This window comes from Acidobacteriota bacterium (assembly GCA_009861545.1).
GTDB lineage: Bacteria > Acidobacteriota > Vicinamibacteria > Vicinamibacterales > UBA8438 > WTFV01.
Map to the genome: position 1 here is coordinate 1 of VXME01000064.1, position 20,221 is coordinate 20,221.

Annotated in this window: 17 protein-coding genes; 5 read left to right on the forward strand and 12 right to left on the reverse strand. The window is 69.1% G+C overall.

Annotated elements, in window-relative coordinates; all coding sequences use genetic code 11:
- Window positions 1–70 precede the first annotated feature (70 nt).
- The 11 genes from F4X11_10285 to F4X11_10335 all read right to left on the reverse strand — a co-directional run bounded on the left by F4X11_10285 (window position 71) and on the right by F4X11_10335 (window position 12,453).
- Window positions 71–988 (reverse strand): hypothetical protein, encoded by a 918-nt coding sequence (locus F4X11_10285; protein MYN65401.1) that lies wholly within the window; start codon window positions 986–988, stop codon window positions 71–73.
- A complete protein-coding gene (locus F4X11_10290) occupies window positions 985–1,443 on the reverse strand; it encodes a hypothetical protein (protein MYN65402.1) in 459 nt (152 codons plus the stop codon). Before F4X11_10290 ends, F4X11_10285 begins: the two co-directional genes overlap by 4 nt.
- 243 nt (window positions 1,444–1,686) lie before the next feature.
- On the reverse strand, window positions 1,687–2,310 hold the full coding sequence (locus F4X11_10295) for a LysE family translocator (GenBank protein MYN65403.1): 624 nt from the start codon (window positions 2,308–2,310) through the stop codon (window positions 1,687–1,689).
- Window positions 2,311–2,359: 49 nt separating this feature from the next.
- On the reverse strand, window positions 2,360–2,749 hold the full coding sequence (locus tag F4X11_10300) for a cupin domain-containing protein (protein ID MYN65404.1): 390 nt from the start codon (window positions 2,747–2,749) through the stop codon (window positions 2,360–2,362).
- Between the two features lie 36 nt (window positions 2,750–2,785).
- Window positions 2,786–3,640 (reverse strand): hypothetical protein, encoded by an 855-nt coding sequence (locus F4X11_10305; GenBank protein MYN65405.1) that lies wholly within the window; start codon window positions 3,638–3,640, stop codon window positions 2,786–2,788.
- 246 nt (window positions 3,641–3,886) lie between these two features.
- Window positions 3,887–4,537, reverse strand: coding sequence for an isocitrate lyase/phosphoenolpyruvate mutase family protein (locus F4X11_10310; GenBank protein ID MYN65406.1), 651 nt, complete (start codon window positions 4,535–4,537; stop codon window positions 3,887–3,889).
- A gap of 36 nt (window positions 4,538–4,573) precedes the next feature.
- Window positions 4,574–5,035: a hypothetical protein gene (locus F4X11_10315; protein ID MYN65407.1), complete on the reverse strand. Its 462-nt coding sequence runs from the start codon at window positions 5,033–5,035 to the stop codon at window positions 4,574–4,576.
- Window positions 5,036–5,066: 31 nt separating this feature from the next.
- Complete coding sequence (locus F4X11_10320) at window positions 5,067–6,179, reverse strand: hypothetical protein (GenBank protein ID MYN65408.1); 1,113 nt, start codon at window positions 6,177–6,179, stop codon at window positions 5,067–5,069.
- Window positions 6,180–6,494: 315 nt separating this feature from the next.
- A complete protein-coding gene (locus F4X11_10325; protein ID MYN65409.1) occupies window positions 6,495–6,695 on the reverse strand; it encodes a hypothetical protein in 201 nt (66 codons plus the stop codon).
- A gap of 204 nt (window positions 6,696–6,899) precedes the next feature.
- On the reverse strand, window positions 6,900–9,656 hold the full coding sequence (locus F4X11_10330) for an ABC transporter permease (protein ID MYN65410.1): 2,757 nt from the start codon (window positions 9,654–9,656) through the stop codon (window positions 6,900–6,902).
- A 154-nt stretch (window positions 9,657–9,810) separates the two neighbouring features.
- Window positions 9,811–12,453, reverse strand: coding sequence for an FtsX-like permease family protein (locus F4X11_10335; GenBank protein ID MYN65411.1), 2,643 nt, complete (start codon window positions 12,451–12,453; stop codon window positions 9,811–9,813).
- On the opposite strand from F4X11_10335, the gene F4X11_10340 reads away from it, so the two are divergent.
- The 3 genes from F4X11_10340 (at window position 12,452) to F4X11_10350 (ending at window position 16,173) form a co-directional block, all read left to right on the forward strand.
- Window positions 12,452–13,927: an NAD-dependent succinate-semialdehyde dehydrogenase gene (locus tag F4X11_10340; protein MYN65412.1), complete on the forward strand. Its 1,476-nt coding sequence runs from the start codon at window positions 12,452–12,454 to the stop codon at window positions 13,925–13,927. The two genes, F4X11_10335 and F4X11_10340, sit on opposite strands and share 2 nt — an antisense overlap.
- Before the next feature lie 108 nt (window positions 13,928–14,035).
- Window positions 14,036–15,106, forward strand: coding sequence for a hypothetical protein (locus tag F4X11_10345; protein ID MYN65413.1), 1,071 nt, complete (start codon window positions 14,036–14,038; stop codon window positions 15,104–15,106).
- An 89-nt stretch (window positions 15,107–15,195) separates the two neighbouring features.
- On the forward strand, window positions 15,196–16,173 hold the full coding sequence (locus F4X11_10350; protein MYN65414.1) for a DUF72 domain-containing protein: 978 nt from the start codon (window positions 15,196–15,198) through the stop codon (window positions 16,171–16,173).
- A 309-nt stretch (window positions 16,174–16,482) separates the two neighbouring features.
- Here the strand turns inward: F4X11_10350 and F4X11_10355 are convergent, their stop codons facing one another.
- Window positions 16,483–17,631, reverse strand: coding sequence for an ATP-binding protein (locus F4X11_10355; GenBank protein MYN65415.1), 1,149 nt, complete (start codon window positions 17,629–17,631; stop codon window positions 16,483–16,485).
- A 308-nt stretch (window positions 17,632–17,939) separates the two neighbouring features.
- On the opposite strand from F4X11_10355, the gene F4X11_10360 reads away from it, so the two are divergent.
- Both F4X11_10360 and F4X11_10365 read left to right on the forward strand, forming a co-directional pair.
- Window positions 17,940–18,746: a hypothetical protein gene (locus tag F4X11_10360; protein MYN65416.1), complete on the forward strand. Its 807-nt coding sequence runs from the start codon at window positions 17,940–17,942 to the stop codon at window positions 18,744–18,746.
- Window positions 18,747–18,749: 3 nt separating this feature from the next.
- Window positions 18,750–20,221 (forward strand): GtrA family protein (locus F4X11_10365; protein ID MYN65417.1); only part of this gene is annotated, 1,472 nt, incomplete at its 3' end.

Below are 20,221 nucleotides of genomic sequence, written 5' to 3' on the forward strand. Positions count from 1 at the left end.
GGGGGTCCCTTTTCACGTTGCCACGGGGGTCCCTTTTCAACTTGCCATTTCCAGCGTATTCGAACCGCGGCTACGCTGACGTATTCCGGCAGTCGGCGATTTGTTGGTTGCCTCCCGCCTGCGCCGACGCCGTCGCGGCGTCGCGTATCCGTGCGGCGTCCTGCCGCATGCCGCTCAGTGCGGCGTCGAGGCCGCTCGTGACGAACCGCTCGGCAGCTTCGCCCGCCGTCCACTCGCGTCGGCGCATCGTGCCGCCGGCTGTCGTGGTGGTTGCGACGATTCGACCGTCTTCGACGGCGACTGCAATCCGCGCGTACATGCGCGACAGGATCGCTTCGCCCGCCCTCGGTCCCAGTGTTGCCGGGTCGGCGATCGTGTCGCCGAACTCGGCTTCGGCCCGCCGTGCGATGGTCGTTTGCGCACGATCCCACACTGCGCCGACGAGTCGTGCGTAGGGGGGAGTGACGGCGTTGACGGCGACCTCGAGGCCCGCCGGGTCGAGCCGTTCGGCGGTGATCACGTCGATGACGTCCCTGGCCAGCGCGTCCTCTCCGCGTTCGAGCTTGCCCTTGAGGATCTGCGCCGTCGCCAGCACGACTTCGTTGACCCGGTTGATCTCGCCGGCTCGTTCCGCCCCGCGCGGTTCGGGGTCGTTCGGCCAGATCTCGAGCGTCTGCCTCGTGCTTCCCTCAGTGAACGCGGCTCGGTACTGCTTGTGCTTCGGGCTGTAGCCGTACTTGTCGGCGCCGAGCGCCGTCATCGCGTCGTCGAGCGCGGCCCCGTATATCCACAGGTTCGTCTTCTCCGGAACGACGATGTCGATGTCGTGGCTGCTTCTGTGCTTCCACCGTGCCGCCAGCACGGTCCCGCCGCCGAGCTTCAGCTCCAGCGGCGCGCCGAGGCTCTCCAGGGCTCGCTTCAACGGTTCCCGGACTCTCGTCCACAGTGTGCCCGCCGGCTCGGGCAACTGCAGCCGTTCGGCGCTCATGGTTCGAGTCTCTCGGCATGCGTTGCCCATCGGTTGAGGATCGCGGCCAACCGGCAGCGGGCCAGACCCACCCGGTGCAACGCCGCCGCCAGCTCGCGTAGCGTGTAGGCGTGCTCCGCCCAGGCCTGCAGCGCCTCCGTCCACGCCGCCTGGTTCGCCCAGGCATCGAGGATCGCCACCTGCCTCCGGCTCGGCTCGGCCGCGCGGATGGCGGCGTGAAACTCCTCGCCGGTCGGCGGCTCCGCCCATCCGGCACAGCGGCAACCGAGCCACAACTGGACGGTCGGACTGTCGGCGCCGCTACCCTTGCCGGGCGCGTCGGCGAGCAACAGCCGCGTGTATCGTCCCCCGGCCGGTTCGGCGTCGAAGCACCCGGGCGGCAGCAACGTTTCGACCCGGTCCTCCGGCCACAGCGTGTCGTGCGTATCGGCTTCGGGATACCGCGTCGTCGTCATTGTCGGCCCGCTTCCTGGCGACCGTCGTTGCCACGCTCGATTCTACGCGCCAACCCTGGACCGGCCCGAACGAGAAGGGCATCATCGACCGCGGTTCTGTCGAGAAACCGCACGAGAGGCTCGGCGGACGGCCTGACGCTCGAGGCGTGGCTGCCTCCAGGGATCTCGACTATCTGCAGAGCCGGCATGACGCCCTCCCGCTCTGCACGTGCCCGCGGCAGTCCATGGCGAGCACACGTCGGCTCAGCGTTCTCCGGCGAACGCCACGCCCGTGCCGGCGACGACCAGCATGCCGCCGCACACGCGATTCGTCAGTTTCCGGAACCTCACCTGGCGAGTCAGCGCCGCGGCCCGTGCGGCCATGTACCCGTACCCCGCCAACACGGTGAACTCGATGACCACAGACGTCACGCCGAGTATCAGCACCTGCGGCCAGATGGAGCGACTCGCATCGATGAACTGCGGAAGCAGGGCGACAAAGAAGACGAGCGCCTTGGGGTTTGCCGCCTGCAGCGCGAATCCGCGGGTCAGCGCTCTCAGCGAACCCCGGTCTTCCTGCGCGCGCTCCGGCCGAAGCGCGAGTCCGGCTCCCCGTACGGTCTGCACGCCGAGATAGACCAGGTAGAGGGCTCCCAGGTACTTGATGAGCGCGAAGACCTCGTAGGAAGCGAGCAGAACCGCTCCGAGACCCAGCGCGGAAAGGGCAAAGTAGCAGCCGTTGCCGGCCAGGACGCCGGCGCTCGCCCACAGCGACGCGCGCCCGCCGCGAGCGAGGCCGTAGGACAGCACGAACAGCACCGCCGGACCGGGCGTGAGGCACAGCACGGCCTCCGTGCCGGCGAACAGAAGCCACGTGTTCAAGCTCATTCACTCACGCTCCGCGACGATAAACGAGGCATGGACAGTAGCCGGCGAGTCACTTCGCGGGCTCATCGGGATCGAGAATCGACACCCCGCACGGCGCCGTGAAGTCGTTCGGCGGGAGATTCCCGGTGTTTACGGTGCCGACCGGTTCGAAGCACAGCACGTACGCATCCTCCGCGGCGGAAGTGCGGTGCTCGACGCCGCGGGGAACCAGCACGCACTCTCCGTCCTTCAGGTCGATCCGCCGGTCACGGAACTCAACCGAGAACCGCCCCTTCCACACCAGGAAGAACTCGTCGACGTCATCGTGACGATGCCAGGGAAAGACGCCCTTCGCTCGCACGAGCTTCACTTCCTGCCCGTTGAGCGTGGCGATGACGCGCGGACTCCACGTCTCGTCGAGACGATTGCAGCTCTCGTCTACACTGATCTTCGTGCTCATGCCGCCCTCCGCCCCGCATACCCGAGCATGGCCCGGTCAATCGGCCGCCAGCATCTCGACACGACGAAAGATCTGACGACGACGCGGCTCGCCGCAGTCAGTCAGCTCGATGTCCGCGCAATCACGGAGCACCGTCTCGACAGGGTTGACCATGGTGGCGCGCAGAATCCGGCCGGACTCAAGGCTGATGTTCAACTCGACGTCGAATGTCTCCTGGCCAACGGCAGCGTCGTACATGTCGCCGTTGCGCGTGACCTGGACCCAGTTGTTGGGCGTGTCGGCCACCGGTGCGCGCATCCACGCCACGGATATCTGAATGGCAGGCTCCTCCGGCACGACGTGCTTCACGAGCAGGCCGGCGACACCGTTCGTTCGATCGATGTCCGTCAGCGTGATGTCAAAGTCGATGGCGCCTTCACCAACCAGCACCACGGTTCCATCGGCCCAGGAGTTCGGTACGTCCCTGCGTACCAGGAATCGATCCCCGGGCGCGCGCAACTGCCCCGCGTGCATCGCGAGGAACAGGTCGGCGTAGAACGTCAGCAAATCCGTCACGGGTCCTATCAGGCCAGGCTGCAGACGTGACAAGTCGGGGAACACGAACGGCGCATCTCCGTTCAGGGTCACCGCCTGCCTGAACTCCCGGCTCGCCGGTGTCAGTTGTCGCGGAATGCCATCGATCACGAGGTCCGACCAGGCGTACTCTTCGACGAGCCGGCCCGCCGCGTCCCGCGAGACGGTCGCCGTCAGTTTCGCTTCGTAGGCGCCGTCGTTGTTGCGCGCCGTCATGAGATAGCCGAATCGATCGCCCGCCTGATAGCGCCGTGCCAGCAGAGGATCGGTTCCGGGCTCCTGAGCCGTCGGCGGCGCTACCGCTGCCCACAGCACCACGACAACGACTGACCCCGCTACTGCCCATCGTCCGGACAGGCGTGTCATTCACCCTCCCGTTCGGACGCCAGGTATGCGGCGGCCTCGGACCCCGACATCATCTCGCGACCGAAGCACTCATAGCCGGCCGACCGGGACAGCGCGTCGGTGATGTCCGCGAACTTGCGAAGACACGACCTGAAAATGAACGGACCAAAACTGACCCGGTTGATTCCGATCGCCGCCATCGTTACCAGAGGCGCCGCGTCAGGCGTAGCCAGGGCGTTCAATGGCAGGGTGATGCGTGACCGCAGCGCGGTGCGTCTCCACATCGCCCGGACCGATGGGGTAGATGCAGTCCGCCCCGGCCCGGCGGTAAGCCTCGGCGCGGGCCACGGCTTCGTCGATCCGCTCCTCAACCTGGTCGAACCTGTCCGACAGAAAGGCATCCACGCGCGCGTTGATCACCAGATCCAGCCCCCGAGCGGCCGCGGCCTCTCTCACTGTTGCGATGCGCTCGGCCTGCTCGTCCGCGGGCCGCAGTGGCCCGCCTTCTTCCAGGCTGTCCTCGATGTTCATCCCGACCGCGCCGGTATCCACCAGACCCCTGGTCGTATCCTCCAATTCGGCAACGGATGCCCCGTACCCGGCTTCCATGTCGGCCGTGACGGGAACGGCCACGGAGCGGCTGATCCGGTGAATGACCTCGAGCATCGTCCGCCGCGTGATCTTCTCGCCGTCCTCGAATCCCAGGGATGCGGAGACCGCCGCGCTCGCTGTGGCGACGGCCGGGTATCCCTTGGACGCCAACACACGGGCTCCGATCGGATCCCAGACATTCGGAAGCACGAGCACGACGGGGCCCGAATGCAGATTGCGTAGCGTGCGTGCCTTGCGGCGCTGCTCGACAGTCGTCATGAGCCTCCCGATGATGGCCGGAATTGGCGGTCGCCGTCAGAGGGCGTAACACAGGACGTACAGGGCGACGCCGGTGATGCAGGTGAACCAGAACCCCGCGTAGATGACCCGCCCGCAGAGCCGGTGCGTCGCGCTGAAGGTTCCCGGCAGCACGCGGGAGAAGCGGCGCCACGAGACGCCCGTCAGGACGCACCAGCCGGTGAACCAGGGAATCGCGACCCAGAGATGCACGGTAAAAAGTCCTCTGATCAACGGCGTGCCGTAGTAGGCGCTCTGGGCGTAGGCCGCCATCGCCTCCCCGTACTGGATGCTCCCTTCGAGCAGCAGAACGGCGACGGTTCCGGCAACGACCAGGCCCGCCTGCAGATTGCGGTGCGCCCTGTGCCGGCCGCGAGCCGCGAGCCGGAGCGCGTAGGTCATCAGGAACGGGGCGGCAACGAAGAACGTGATCGCGAGATCCATGAAGACGTCCGCGCGCGTTCCCAGAAAGCCGGTCATGGCAAGGTTTCCCTGTCCGCGAGGCTGGAATCTACCGCGGGATCGGTTCGAGCTCTACCGCTCTCTTGCGCGGCAGTCGAGGCTCGATCTCGAACACGATCGTGGTCTGTCGGCTTGCCATCGCGCTGGCCGCGCTGACCCGAGCCTGCTCGGCGCTCTCGCCCTGGGCCCGCAAGAATCGGTTGATTCCCGCAATCTCGAACCCGCGCTCGAGCTCTCCGGTATCGGAGTACGTGCGTGTCCGCTCCGCTTCGGCGCAGGTCGTTCTTACATGTGCCCGGCCCCGCTCGCAGTCGATGACGACGCGGCTGTACAGCGAGTTCTCCGCGGCGCGGATCGCATACTGCGCCGGGTTCTTCCTCACCGGCTCCAGCCGGGCGGGAACGTCGAGAATCTGTTCCGCCGCGTTCCCAGCGTGCTTGCCCTCGCTCATCTTCCAGCCCAGGATCGTCGCGTCCAGCTTCGACTCGTAGAGGCCGTTCATCACGATCTCCAGGCTCTCCGGATCCTCGATTCCGCAGACCGCGATGTCGTATACGTCCCGGGTAGGGGGATCCAGCGCCCGGTACCCGAGCTTGCCGTTCAGAATCTGCACGGTCGTCAGCACGGTTACCGGACTCCCGTCGATCGAGGCGGGCTTGTGCCCGACAGCGGGCGTCGGCTCGCCCTTGAGCAGATCCAGGTGATTCCCGCCGAACTCGATCCGGCTCCACTCCCCCCACCCGAGCGGCACGCCGCCGGCTGCCTCCAGCGCCTTCCCGAGTTCCGCCTCGAAGTGCGAAGTCTTCGTGTCCGGGTGGAACAGTACGTCGATGTCGTTGCTCCGGCGATGCTTCCAACGCGCGGCCAGAATCGTCCCGCCGCCGAGCTTGTAGCCTTCGCCGTCGGCCGCGGGCGCGGACACTTGGGTTTCCAGCGCGGAGCGGGTCTTCCGGAACAGGCTTCGCGCGGGCTCCGGCAGCTCGAGCGTCTCGTCCGGCGCATCGGCTCTGCCGTTCATGACGGGATCAGCGTATTGATGTCGGCGCAGCGTGGCGACGTCTGCTCTTCGGCCGCGTGGACGGCCCGGGCCAGCTCCCGCCAGGTGTAGACATCCTCCGCCCAGGCGTACAGCAAGTCTTCCCGGCTGGCTTCCTGCAGCCATGTGCGGATCAGTTGCCTCTCGCGCGGGCTCGGCCTACTCGCGCGGACCGCGTCGTAGAACTCCTCCGGTCGCGGCTTGCGCCGCCAGCCGGCGCAACTGCTGCCCAGCCGTCTTCGCACCGCCCGGCTGTTTCTCCCGAGCTGACCCGGATCGTGGTCGGGGTGAAAACGATCGCGGAACTCCTCGTCCGGCCGGGTGTCGTCGAACGCCTCGGCCGGCGCCAGCATCGACGGTTCGGCGTCTCGATCGCGCTCCTTGATGCTGGCGCGCAAGGCCTGCCATTCCTCAAGGCTCATGGCATTCTCGCCCGCGATTCTACAGGTCTCCCGCCGTCGAGCCCTCTCTTGCTTGCGAGTCCGTCTCGTCACGGCGCAGGAAGACCGCGTCGCAGCAGCCCGGCGGCAGGTTGGTCTCGTGCTCGCCGGCCTCGACCACGGTGACGTTCTCGAGACCCGCGACGGCGACGGATTCGTGGATTTCGTCGCGGCGGCGTGCGGAGAGCTCGGTCGCGAACACCTGCCCCGTCTCACGACCACCGTGGCCACCTCCACGCTCAACCACCCGTCGCCGGCCCCCACGTCGGCCACGGTGTCGCCCGGCCGGATGTCGAGGAGGCTGGCGAGACCGTACTCCCCGGTGGGCAGGGCAAGACCGGCGACGGTTACGTTCGAGACATCGAAGCCCAGGGGCGCGAGAACATGTCCGAACCTGGTGGAACGGCTACCGGTGCCGGAGCGCGGCCATCGGGTTCACGCGGGACGCCCGGTGGGCCGGGACGAACCCCGCGCCCAGCGCCACCGCGGCCATGGCCAACGCCGCCAAGGCTGTCACCGCGGGCGTCAGGCCATCGATTTCGTAGAGCAACGACTGCGCCAGGCGGCCGACGCCGTACGCGGCGACCAGCCCGACCGCGCCGCCGACGAGCGTCATGCGTCCGACCTGGGCCAGCACCAGCGCCCGCAGGCGCGCCGCGTCCGCGCCGAGCGCCATCCGCAGGCCGAACTCGCGCGTGCGCTGCGCCACGGTGTAGGCCAGCACGCCGTAGAGACCCACCGCCGCCAACAGGGTCGCGAGCCCGGCGAAGGCTACCGCCAGTACCGTGATCGTGCGGTCTTCGAACGCGCTTTCCTCCACCTGACGGGCAAGCGTCGTCAGACGCGTGACGGGCAGGTTGGGGTCCAGACCGGCCACCAGCGCCGGGATCGTGCGGAGCATGCCCTCCGGCCGCAGGGTGCTCCGGACATAGAACGCGAGCGATCCGACGCTGTCCTCCTGGCGATACGGAACATGGAGAAGCGGCAGAACGGGATCCTTGACGTGGCTGTACCGGGTATCCGCAACGAGGCCGACGATCTCGGTATCCAGCTCCACGTCGAGCCCGCCGCGCCCCAGGCGCCTGCCCACCGCATCGCGCCCGAGATTGAACTTGCGCGCGAACGCCTCGTTGACGATCGCCACCGGGGGCGCCTCGCGCTCGTCCGCCTCCGTGAACGTCCGGCCCGCCAACAGCGGGATCCCCAGGGTCCGGAAGTAGTCGGTGCCGATCCGATTGAACCGCGTGGTCCGATTCGTATCCGGCCCGGCCTCGAATCCTTCCACCATGACGCGGGCGCCCCAACTGCTCCCGGTGAGAACCGCGACCGAGGCCGCCGTCACCGACGTCACGCCGGGCCGGGCGGCCAGGTCCGCTTCGACCCGCTCGTAGAGGGCGCGCGTCTGCGCATCCCGGGAGCCGTTGAGTCCGGGCGACAAACGAAACGTCACGACGTCGTTCGCCTGGATGCCGACGTCGACGCCGCTCACGTTGCGCAGGCTCTGGATGAACAGCCCGGCCACCAGCAGCAGCATCGTCGCCAGGGCGAACTGCGCCGCGACCAGTCCGCGCCGGAGGCCGGCGGCCGCGCGGGCGCCGGCAGGCTGGCCGGCGTCGTCCTTCAGAGTCGAGATCAATGCTGCCCGTGTGCCATGGAATGCCGGAAAAATCCCGAAGAGCAGGCCCGTGGAGAGCGAGACCGCCCCGGTGAACGGAACGGCGTACGGATCCAGTGTCAACCGCAGGAGGTCCGCGATTTCGGGTGGCAGCAGCGCGCCGATGAAACCGAGCGTCCAGTTGGCCGCGACGAGCCCGGCCGCGCCACCGAGCACGGCCAGCAGGCACGACTCGGTCAGCAGTTGCGTCACCAGTTGCCGTCTCGTCGCGCCGAGCGCAAGCCGCACCGCCATCTCGGACGCGCGAGCGGCAGCCCGCGCCAGCAGCAGGTTCGCGATGTTGGCGCACGCGATCAGGAGCACGGCGCCCGTGACCCCGAGGAGGAGAAGGAGGGGCACGCCGACGAAGTCGTGCATGCCGCTCTGGCCTCGCCGACCGTCCTCGATCGGCAGGGGTTTGGCGACGAATCGCGCCATGGTCTCACCGCTCATGTCCGTCTGGAGGGGAGCCTCCACGTCGGTCAGGATGTTCCGGTAGAGGGGCGCGATTGCCGCGCGGGCCTGATCGATGGAGGCCTCCGGCCTCAGGCGGGCGAAGAGGTAGAGCCAGTATTGCCGGCGATCTTCGAAGCGGCCGTCGCCGGCGTCGGCGGCGAGCCTGGCATGCATCGTGATCGGTACGAAGATCATGGATGACATGTTGAAGGTCGTGCCTCGGAACCCGGCCGGGGCGACGCCAACGATCGTCAACGGCTGGCCGTTGACGATCAACGCGTCTCCGAGCACGTCGCGCGCCCCGCCCAGGTCGTCCTGCCAGAACTCATGGCTCAGGACGGCGACCGGGTGCCCGCCGATCGGCTCGTCGACCTCCGGACCGAACAGTCGTCCCAACGCCGGCACGGAGCCCAGGGTCGGGAAGTACGAGCCGGAGACCTGAATGCCCTGGACGATGCCGAAAGTCCGGCCCCGCCAGGCGATGCTGGCGTTGAAGCCATCATGCGCCGCGACGTCCGTGAAGACCGTCTGCTCCCGCTGGAGGTCACGGAACATCGGGTAGCTGAACACCTCGTCGCACCCGCCCGCCCCGTCGCAACTGGTCAAGCCGGGCTTCGGCCCCGGTGCTTCGAGATTCACGAGGCGCTCCGGCTCGACGACCGGCAACGGACGCAGCAGGAACTGGCTGTAAAGGGAGAAGATCGCGGCGTTGGCCCCGATGCCGAGAGCCAGCGACAGGACCGCGACGCTCGTGACGATCGGGGTCTTGACGAGCATGCGCACCGCGAGTCGTATGTTGGCCATCAGTCGCTCCAGCTCATCGGCCAGCCGCAGGCCGCGCGCCTGCCGGCAGTCGTCCTTCATCCCTTCGACGCTGCCGAAGTGGATGCGGGCGCGGCGCCGCGCTTCGCGCCTGGTGACCCCGGAGCGAACCAGATCCTCGGCATAGGCGTCGAGGTGGAACCGGACCTCTTCGTCTAGGGAGTCCTCGAAGCGCTCCCGCCGGGTCCAGGCGGTCAGGAACGAATGCAGGCGTGACCACATATCTTTCACCTAGCTTTCCTAGGAGTCTAACAGCTCCTCTCCCAGTCTTGCAAGGGAAAGAACCCGGTGGTGGAACCTTCCCGGCCTCCCCTTCGTTCGATGGTTGCGATGTTGCGGACGCCGGTCACGCCGTGCTCTGGACGCCGCGCAGGGCCATCACGGGTCACTCGGACTCCCGGAGCGCCGCCAGCGGATCGATCCGCGTCGCGCGCCAGGCAGCGAGCAGGCTCGCCGCCGCGCACACCGCGACGAGCAGCGCGGTGAGAACGACGAACGTCCCCGCCTCCCGCGGCGCCACGCCGAAGAGAAGCGGGCGGAGCAGCTCGCCGGCGGGAAGTGCAATCCCGAGACCGATGACGGCGCCGAGCAGGGTGAGCGCAACGGCCTGTCCCCAGACCAGCCGCAGCACGTCGACCGCCCGCGCGCCGAGCGCCCGCCGCACGCCGATCTCCCGAGTCCGCCGGGCAACGCCGTAGGCGACGGTGCCGAAGAGGCCGATGGCCGCCAGTCCGGCCGCCAGGGCGGCCAGCAGCGTCGCCATGGTCATGTTGAACCGCCAGGGACGCATGACGTCGTCGACGAGACCGCGCAGCGGCGTGATGGAGTCGATCACGAAGTTGGGGTCGGCCTGTCGCACCGCGGAGCGCAGCGCAGCGGCGAGTTGCACCGGATCGCCCCCCGTGCGAATCACCAGGTGGTTCAGGCCCATCGACACCTGGGTGAACGGCACGTAGAGGTCGAACCGGCCGCGTTCCAGCTCCCGGTATCGCGCGTCCTCGACGACACCGGCGACCGTCTGCCACGCCCGCGCGCCGTCGGAGTCGGCCTCCGCGCCGATCGCGATCAGGCGCCGGCCCACGGCGTCCCCGGACGGCCACAGGTAGCGCGCGAGCGATTCGCTGACGATGACCGCGGCGGGGGCGTCCGTCGTGTCGCGGTCGCTGAACGTGCGGCCCGCCACCAGATCGATGCCCATCGCCGTGAAGTAGCCGGGCGACACGGACTGCACGGCCACCGGCGGCCGGTCCGGCCGGTCCGGCCCGTCGAGAGGTTCGCCTTCGAGCAGCACGCCTCCGTCCATCCCGACGACGCCGTGCTCGAAAGGCAGGAGCAGCACCCCGCCGGCCGCCTCAACGCCGCGCACTTCCCGGACGCGGGCCAGGAGCTCCCGGTAGGCGGTCCGCCTGGGCGCGTCTTCCTCGTACACGCCGTCCCGGGGCGTCAGGGTGAGCGCGAGCACCTCGGCGGGCCGGTATCCGAGGTCGATCCGCGCCAGGTTCAGGTAGCTGGACGTCAGGAGGCCGGCTCCGATCGTCAGGACCAGCGCCATGGCAACCTGGGAGACGACGAGCAGGTTGCGCGCGCCGGCTCCCGCGCGCCCGGTCGTCGCGCCATGCGCAGCGTCGCGCAGCCACGCGACGACGGACAGCCGGCCAGGCCGCGGAGATGCCGCCAGGGTCATCGCGAGCCCGAAAGCGATCGCCAGCCCCGCGCCCAGCCCGACGGCCGGGCCGTTCACCGAGGCCTGCTCCAGCCTGGGAAGATCCGCGGGACCGAGCGCGACCAGAACGGGGAGCGCCGCCGCCGCAAGCGCGATCCCACCCGCCGCCGCGGCTCCCGTGACGAGCAGCGTTTCCGCCAGATGGGCGCGAAAGAGTCGTCCCCGGCCGATCCCGAGCGCGCATTGCACCGCCACGTCGCGCCGGCGCGACTGCGACCGCACGATCATCAGGCCGGTCACGTTGGCGCCGGCGATCAGCAGCAGGAGCAGCCCGCCGCCGAGCAGAACGAGCAGGGCCGCCTCGGCGTCGCCGAAGACGGTGTCGGTCAGCGGCGTGACGACCACGCGGCGCGTGTCCCACCGCGAGAAGTGCGACTCCCACAACCCCGGCACGATGACGTCCATCTCGGCCCGCGCCTGCTCCACGGTGCGGCCCGGCGCCAGGCGGCCGACGACGTAGAGGACGCCGAGGCCGCGCTGCATGCCGGCGTCCATCCCGTTCCGTCGGAAGATGCCGGCCAGCTCCCGGCCGACCGGCGTCCACACCTCGGCGCCGGGCGGGAACCGGAACGCGGGCGGCATGACGCCGACCACGGTGAACGGCTCGCGCCGCGCGCCGACCGGCAAGATCGAGCCCACCACGTCGGGATCCATGTCGAAGTACTGCCGCCACGCCGCGTGGCTCAGCACCATTACGCGCTGCGCCTCGGCCCCGTCCTCTTCCGGCAGGAAGGTGCGGCCGAGGTGTGCCCGGGCCCCCAGCGTGTCGAAAAACGACGCGGAGACCGCGCTGATCGTCAACCGGACCGGCGGATCCTCCTGGACCTCCACGTCTCCCCAGGTCGTCGATCCCATCGCGGCCATGTCCGCGAACGATTCGGCCTGTGCCCGCCAGTCCTCGAAGTTCGGCAGCGACACCTCGATATGGGGGTTGTCGATGCTGTCGTCCCTCTCCCACATGACGACGAGCTCGTCCTGATCCGTGAACGGCAAAGGCCGCAGGAGGACTGTATCGACCACCGCGAAGAGCCCGATGGCCAGACCGAGGCCGATCGCCAACGTGAGCGTGGCGGCGACACTGAAACCGGATTGTCTAATCAGGCTACGGACCGCGTACCGCAGGTCCTGGCGGCACCCGTCGACGAACCGGAGGCCCCTGGCCTGCCAGCCGTCGTTCTCCATATCCGTGCCGCTGCCGCGGGAATGCATGACGCGAGACTTCATTCTGTCATGATCGGTTCGCGTGTCTGGGATCCCGACGCACCGATCCTGGACGTCGTGACTTCTCCGGAGAGAGACGAACATGGATGCCAGGACGACGATTCCCCTCGGCGACCCCGCCCTCTTCCGCCAGCAGTGCTACGTGAATGGTCGCTGGACCGACGCGCGGAGCGGTGACGCCGTCGAGGTCGACAACCCGGCGACGCGCGAGGTCATCGGCACGGTGCCCGCTTTCGGCCGGGACGAGACGCGGGCCGCCATCGAGGCCGCCGACGCGGCGTGGCGCGGGTGGCGCGCGCGCCCGGCGAAAGAGCGCGCCGGGCTGCTGCGCCGCTGGTTCGAGCTGATGATGGCGTACCAGGACGACCTCGCCGGGCTGATGACCAGCGAGCAGGGCAAGCCGCTGGCCGAGTCGCGCGGCGAGATCGCCTACGCGGCGTCGTTCGTCGAGTGGTTCGCCGAGGAGGCCAAGCGCGTCTACGGCGACGTCATCAATCATCCCCAGCGCGGGAAGCGGATCGTGGTCCTGAAGCAGCCGATCGGCGTCGTCGCCTCGATCACGCCGTGGAACTTTCCGGCCGCGATGATCACCCGCAAGTGCGCCCCGGCGCTCGCGGCGGGCTGCCCCGTCGTCATCCGGCCCGCGTCGCAGACGCCGTTCACGGCCCTGGCGCTGGCGGAACTCACCGACCGGGCGGGAATCCCGCCCGGCGTGGTCAACGTCGTCACCGGCCCGTCCGGCCCGATGGGGGCCGAGTTGACCTCGAACCCGACCGTCCGCAAGTTGTCGTTCACCGGATCGACCGAGGTCGGCAAGCTCCTGATGTCGCAATGCGCCGCGACGGTCAAGAAGGTCAGCCTCGAGCTGGGCGGCAACGCGCCGTTCATCGTGTTCGACGACGCGGACCTCGACGCGGCGGTGGCCGGAGCGATGGCCTCGAAGTACCGCAACGCGGGACAGACCTGCGTCTGCGCCAACCGCGTGCTGGTGCAGGACGGGGTCTACGACGCGTTCGCGGCCAGGATGGCCGAGGCGGTCGCCGGACTGCAGGTCGGCAACGGGCTGGATGAGGGGACGCAGCAGGGCCCGCTCATCGACCTGCGGGCGGTCGAGAAGGTCGAGGAGCATATCGCGGACGCGGTCGGCAAGGGCGCGGCGGTCGCGGTGGGCGGCGGGCGCCACGCCCTCGGCGGCAGCTTCTTCCAACCGACCCTGCTCACCGGCGTCACTCCCGCGATGGCGGTGGCGCGCGAGGAGACGTTCGGCCCGGTGGCGCCGCTGTTCCGCTTCGCGACCGAGGACGAGGCGATCCGCATGGCGAACGACACCGAGTTCGGTCTCGCCGCCTACTTCTACAGCCGCGACATCGGCCGCGTCTGGCGCGTCTCCGAGGGCCTGGAGTACGGGATCGTGGGGGTCAATGAGGGGATCATCTCGAACGAAGTGGCGCCGTTCGGCGGCGTCAAGGAATCGGGAATCGGGCGCGAGGGGTCGAAGTACGGCATGGACGACTTCGTCGAGATCAAGTACCTGTGCATGGGCGGCATCGACGCCTAGCGTACGGTCGGAGCTCGCTCGACTGCTTGATTCACAACGTCAGCCTTGCGGCAGCGAGCCTTCGACTACAATCCACTTCTATCGACAACGTTCTGAAGGGAGGGCCGGATGCGCCACCGTCATCTCGCCGCGTTCGTAACGGTTGTCGTGCTTGGAGCGCTGACGACAGTTCCCGTCGCCGCCCAGAACCAGGACCAGGGGACCGCGGACGGGGAGGCGCCGTGGACGCTGCCTCGCACGCCCGACGGGCACCCGGACATGCAGGGCTACTGGACCACCCAGACGTTCACGCCCCTGGAGCGGCCCGAACGCCTCGCCGATCAGGAGTTCCTCTCGGACGAGGAAGCGGCTCTGCTGCAGCAGCAGCTCACGGCCGAGGGCGTCGACCCCCTGCGGCGCGACGCCGTCGCCATCGAGGATCCGGAGGCCCGTGAAGAGGCCCTCTACCAGGAGAACCGCGACGCGTCCTACGTCCACTACGACAACCAGATCTGGCTGCGCACGCCGGTCCCGAAGGGCCTGTCGACCCAGCGGACGTCGCTGATCACCTATCCGCCGAACGGCCGGATTCCGCCGATGACGCCGGAGGGCGCCGCGCGGGTGGAGCACGAGCGCGCGATGGCCCAGGTGTTCGACGGTCACGAAACCCGCCCCCTGATGGAGCGCTGCGTGGTGTGGACGCACGAGGGGCCGCCGCTGCTGCCGCCGGCCTACAACGACATCCACCAGATCTTCCAGACCGGCGACTACTTCGTGCTGTTCACGGAGCTGGCGACCAACCCGCCGCGCATCATGGCGCTCGACGGGCGCCCGGCCATCCCGGACACGATCCGCCAGTTCGGCGGCAACTCGCGCGCCCGCTGGGACGGAGACACGCTGGTCGTCGAGACCGACCACTTCATCGCCCGGCGGAACTACCGCGGCGCGAACCAGTTCCGACACGTCGAGGAGCGCTTCACCCGCATAGCGGAGGACGAGATCCGCTACGAGTTCACGATCACGGACCCGACGACGTGGACCAGCCCGTGGGGCGGCGTGGTGCCGATGCTCCGCACCGAGGGGCCGATGTACGAGTACGCCTGCCACGAGGGCAATCACGACATCCGCCACATCCTGGAGATCAACCGCAACCTCGAGCGGCAGGCGGCCGAGGCGGCGGCCGGCGGGGGCTCGAAGTAGGGGCCACGGCCCACGAGCCGCCCTTGGGGATCGACAGCGGCGGCGATACGGCGTCCGGGGGCGGTACGGCATCCGGAGATGGCCGGCCGATGACCGGGCGCCGGATCCGCATCGGCACCAGCGGATGGCACTACCCCGGCGGGGACGGAACCTGGGACGGCATCTTCTACCCGCCGCGGGGACGCAAGCATCGGCCGCCGGGGTTCGACGAGCTCGAGTACTACGCCGGGCACTTCGACACCGTCGAGGTGAACTCGACCTTCTACGGCGTGCCCCGCCGCTCGGTCACCGCCGCCTGGGCCAACCGGACGCCCGACGACTTCGCGTTCTCGGTCAAGCTGTACCAGCAGTTCACGCACCCGAAGATGTTCGCCGCGGCCACCGGCAACAGCAAGGATGTCAAGGCCGACCGCGGCGACGTCGACCGGTTTCGCGACGCCATTGCGCCCCTCCACGAGGCCGGCAAGCTCGGCGCCCTGCTGGCCCAGTTCCCCGCCAGCTTCAAGAACGACGCCGCCGCGCACGATCATCTGGCATGGCTCATCGAGGCGCTGTCGGACTGCCCCGTCGCGGTGGAGCTGCGGCATCGGAGCTGGAGCGACGACGTCACGGGCACGCTACGACTCCTGAACGGGCTCGGGGCCGCCTGGACACAGATCGACGAGCCGAAGTTCCGGCTGTCCATCGCCCAGAACCACCTCCCCAACGTCGAGAGCTTCTATTACATGCGGCTCCACGGCCGCAACGCGCGCAAGTGGTGGCGGCATGACCGGGCCGAGGAACGCTACGACTATCACTACTCCGCCGCCGAGCTGCAGCCGTTCCGGGACACGGCGGATGCCGCCGCGCACCTCGTCAAGCGGCTCTACCTCTACATGAACAATCACTTCGCGGCGAAGGCCGTGGCCAACGCCGCGACGCTCAAGCACCAACTCGGTCTGGAGGTGGGCGGCGCGTGGCGCGCGGAGATGGTGACGCGCTACCCGGAGTTGGAGGGCGTGGTCAGGACGGAACCCGAGGCGACTGCGCCGCTGCTGCCCGTCGGCGAGCCGCCGGCGCGAGGGTGATCGATGACTGTACGAGTGGATCGCCGTCGCGTACCGAACAGCACGCCGTTGCCTGATGATGTCGAGGAGATCCTGGCGGAGATGCGCAGGCAAGAGCTGCCACTCGAGGAACGGGAGCCGTTCGATTGAAGGTGATGCCTCAACGACCTGTGGATCGCCGCTCACGCCTGGCCCGGGACGTGCCGTTGATCACGCACAACCTCGCCGAGTTTCCGGCGCGTGCCGGACCTGTCGGTCGAGACCTGGATGACGGCGTAGACCCATGCCCCCGCGACTGCGCAGCAGCACGGCGGGACGACGAGACCGGCTCTACCTGCCGGTGATGAACTCCAGATAGTTTTCCCGGTCGACGACCCAGAAAGTGCTGTCCGGGTACGCCTGCCGCCAGGCGCGGGGAGCACGAAGCCCGGGCTTCGGCGACCACTTCATCTCCACCGCGTCCAGGCGTCCGGCCCGCTCCTCGATCAGGTCGATCTCCTGCCGGTCGTAGGTGCGCCAGAAGTAGCTCTCGGCGTGCCGCCCCGTGTAGAGGTTGTGCTTGAGCCGCTCGACCATGACGTAGTTTTCCCACAGGGAACCGGCGTCGTCGCGCAGGGCGATGGGGTTGAAGTTGTTGATCAGCCCGTTCCGGATGCCGTTGTCGTAGAAGTAGTAGCGCCGGCTCCTGGCGATCTCCTTGCGCAGGTTGCGGCTGAAGCCGAGCCGGCCGTAGATGACGTAAGCCTTCTCCAGCAGATCGAGGTAGCGCTCCACCGTGTTCCTGCTCATCCCGAGCCGCGTCCCGAGCTCGGCGACCGAGACCTCCCCGCCGATCTGGAAGGCGAGCGCCTGCAGCAGGCGCAGCAGCTTGTCGGCGTGCCGGACGCCTTCGAGCTGCAGGATGTCCTTGAACAGGTACGACGCGATCAGCTCCTTCAGGTAGCGCTCCCGATCCTCGGTCGAGTCCGTCAGGACGACCTCCGGGTACGACCCGTGGATCAGCCGCATCTCCAGGTGGGCGCGGGTCTCGTGGGCGGTCTCGACGTCCTGCAGCTCCATCTGGGCGAGGGGCAGGAGCAGGAGCGTCAGCTTCCGCCCCGTGAGCGGCTCACCGGTCTGCTGCGCCAGGTCGAAGGACGACGAGCCGGTCGCGACGATGCGCAGCCCCTCGACGTGATCGACGAGCAGCTTGAGGTTGACGCCGACCTTGCGGACGTGCTGCGCCTCGTCGACGATCAGCGTCCGGCGCCGGCCGACGAAGGCCCGCAGCTTCGCCAGCGACTGGCTCTCGAGATACTCCCGCACGTCGATGTCCTCGCCGGAGACGAGCAGGGCGTCCGGATCGTGCAGCCGCATGTAGCGGCGGATCAGCGTGGTCTTCCCGACACGCCGGGGACCGTGGACGACGACGACGCGTCCGGGTGCGATCGAGCCCGCGAGCTGCGCGAGTTGAGCCTGTCCGATGTAATCTACGGGCACGTAACTGAATGAATTTACACAAATATAGTCAGTTGTCAACGCTATATTTAGATTACAAGCGCGCCCGTGCGCCGCGGAACGGGTCGGCCGGGCTTTCCGTTGTTCTTCCGGACTTCCACGATGAGCCGGTTTCCGCACCGTCTTCGCACTCCCAGGTAGTCCGCGGCAGCACGCCCCGTTGCACCGAGCGCCGTGAAGTGGTTGCAACCGGGCCTCGCGCGAGGGAGCGAGCCGCGGACGAAGACGGGTCGCGGCGGCAATCCTGCTCCGCGGCGGGACGAAGGGAGGAGTCCATGGAAGCGACGGCGATGGCAACGAACACGGGGACGAAGACGATACTGGGCGCGGCCGCGGTGACGGCCTCGCGCACGGCGCGTCCAACCGCGCGGGAACCGGCGGCGGCCCGCGACACGGCAACCCCGCCGGCCGGGACGGCGAGCGCACCGGGGACGGCCACCCACGTGCGCGAGCACGGCAGCATCCTGGCGGACGCGGAGAAGCGCGCCCTGATCTGGATGGCCGCGCGCCTGCCGCGCCGGATCAACGCGGACCACCTGACCGCGCTCGGCCTGCTCGCCATGGTGGGCGTCGGGGCATCCTACTGGGCCTCGCGCTGGAACGAGCTCGCGCTGCTCGGCGCCGTCGCCGGGCTGGCCCTCAACTGGTTCGGCGACAGCCTCGACGGCACGGTGGCCCGCGTCCGCGGCCACCAGCGGCCGCGCTACGGCTTCTACGTCGATCACGTGGTCGACGTCACGAGCATACTGCTGCTGTGCGCCGGGCTGGCGCTGTCGCCGCACATGAGTCCGGTAGCGGCGCTGCTGCTGCTTGCCGCCTACCTGACGGTCTCGGCCGAGGCGTATCTCGCCACCCATGCCTGCGGCGTCTTCCGCGTGTCCCTGCTGAAGGTGGGACCGACGGAGCTTCGCATCCTGCTGGCGGTGGGCACTCTCCGGCTGCTGACGAACGGCTCCGAGGTGGAGCTGCTCGGGGGCACGTGGCTGCTGTTCGACATCGGCGGCATCGTGGCCTCCATCGGGCTGTTCGGCGCCCTGGCGTTCTCCGCGGTCCGCAACGGGCTGGCGCTCTACCGCGCCGAGCCGCTTCCCCGCTGACCGATGGCTGGAACACGCGGGGCGGACGCGGCGTGTCGGCGGCGGCGGCGCGTTCGACCCCCGGACCTAGTGAGGAGGTTGCAGAGATGGCTGGTGTTCAACGCCGTGGGGACGATGGGCGTGGCGGTGCAGTTGACGGTCCTGTTGAGCCTGACCGAGGCGCTGGGCCTGAACTACCTGGTCGCAACCGTGCTGGCGGTGGAATCCGCCATCCTGCACAACTTCGTCTGGCACGAGCACTGGACCTGGCGGGACCGGGGCCCCGGGAGCCGCGGGCGGTGGACGCGCCTGGCGTGGTTCAACCTGGTGACCGGCGCCCTCTCCATCTCGAGCAATGTCGTCTTCACGGCGCTCTATGTGAACGCCCTGGGCGTTCACTACGCAATCGCGAACCTGATGGCCATCGCGACGTGCTCGCTGCTGACGTTCGTCGCGAGCGACCGCTTCGTTTTTCGCGCATGCAACGAAGGAGAGGACATGATGACTGGCGGAAGCGTCTCGAAGAAGCAGGGCCGGCGACCGATCTGGAGGTTCGCGACGCCCCGAGCGGGGCTGGCCGTGGTTCTCGCGGGCGCGTGCACGCAGGGACTCGCCGCCGCGGAGCTGCAGGATGAGACGCTCGCGGCGTGGGAGCGCTACGTCCGGCTGACGGAGCAGCGCATCGCGAACGAGCTCGACGACGCCGACGCCCGGGCCCTCGAGGTCGGCACTCGGTTCCTGGCGCAGGACTTCCGCGACGACGCGGCCGGCGCACGGCGGGACGTGCTGGCGGGTGACGTGCGTATCGACCGGATGGCGACGCGCGACTCGGACGGGAACCGCATCCGGGTGCCGAAGGGCGCCATCCACCACTGGCGCGGCAGCGTGCTGATCCCGGGCGCCACGCTCGACGACGTCCTGCACGACCTGATGCACGGGGCCGACCTGACCGGGATGCAGAACGGCGTCGTCGAGTCGCGCGTACTCGATCGGGACGGTGACCGGCTGCACGTGTTCCTGAAGCTGCGCCGGAAGCAGTTGATCACCGTGCACTACAACACCGAGCACCGTGTGCGCTACACGCGCCACCGGCCGGATGCCGCGTCGAGCCGCAGCGTCTCGACCCGCATCGCCGAGCTGGTGGACGCCGGCTCGCCGGCGGAGCGCGAGAAGCCGATCGGGCGCGACCGGGGGTTCCTGTGGCGGCTGAACTCCTACTGGCGCTACCAGCAGACCGACGCCGGCGTCATCGTCGAGTGCGAGTCGGTCAGCCTGAGCCGCTCCATTCCGCGCGCCGTCCGGTGGATGGCGACCCCCATCGTCAACCGGACGGCACGGCAGGTGATGACCCGCACGCTGACCTCGATGGCCGCCGCGATGCACGGCCGGGGGCCGGCCGGGGTCGGGCCGGGGGGGGCCCCCCCCCCGCCCCCCGCCGGCCGGGGCCCCCGGCGGGCCGGCGGCGGGGGGCGGGGGGGGGGGGAGGGGGGGAGCGC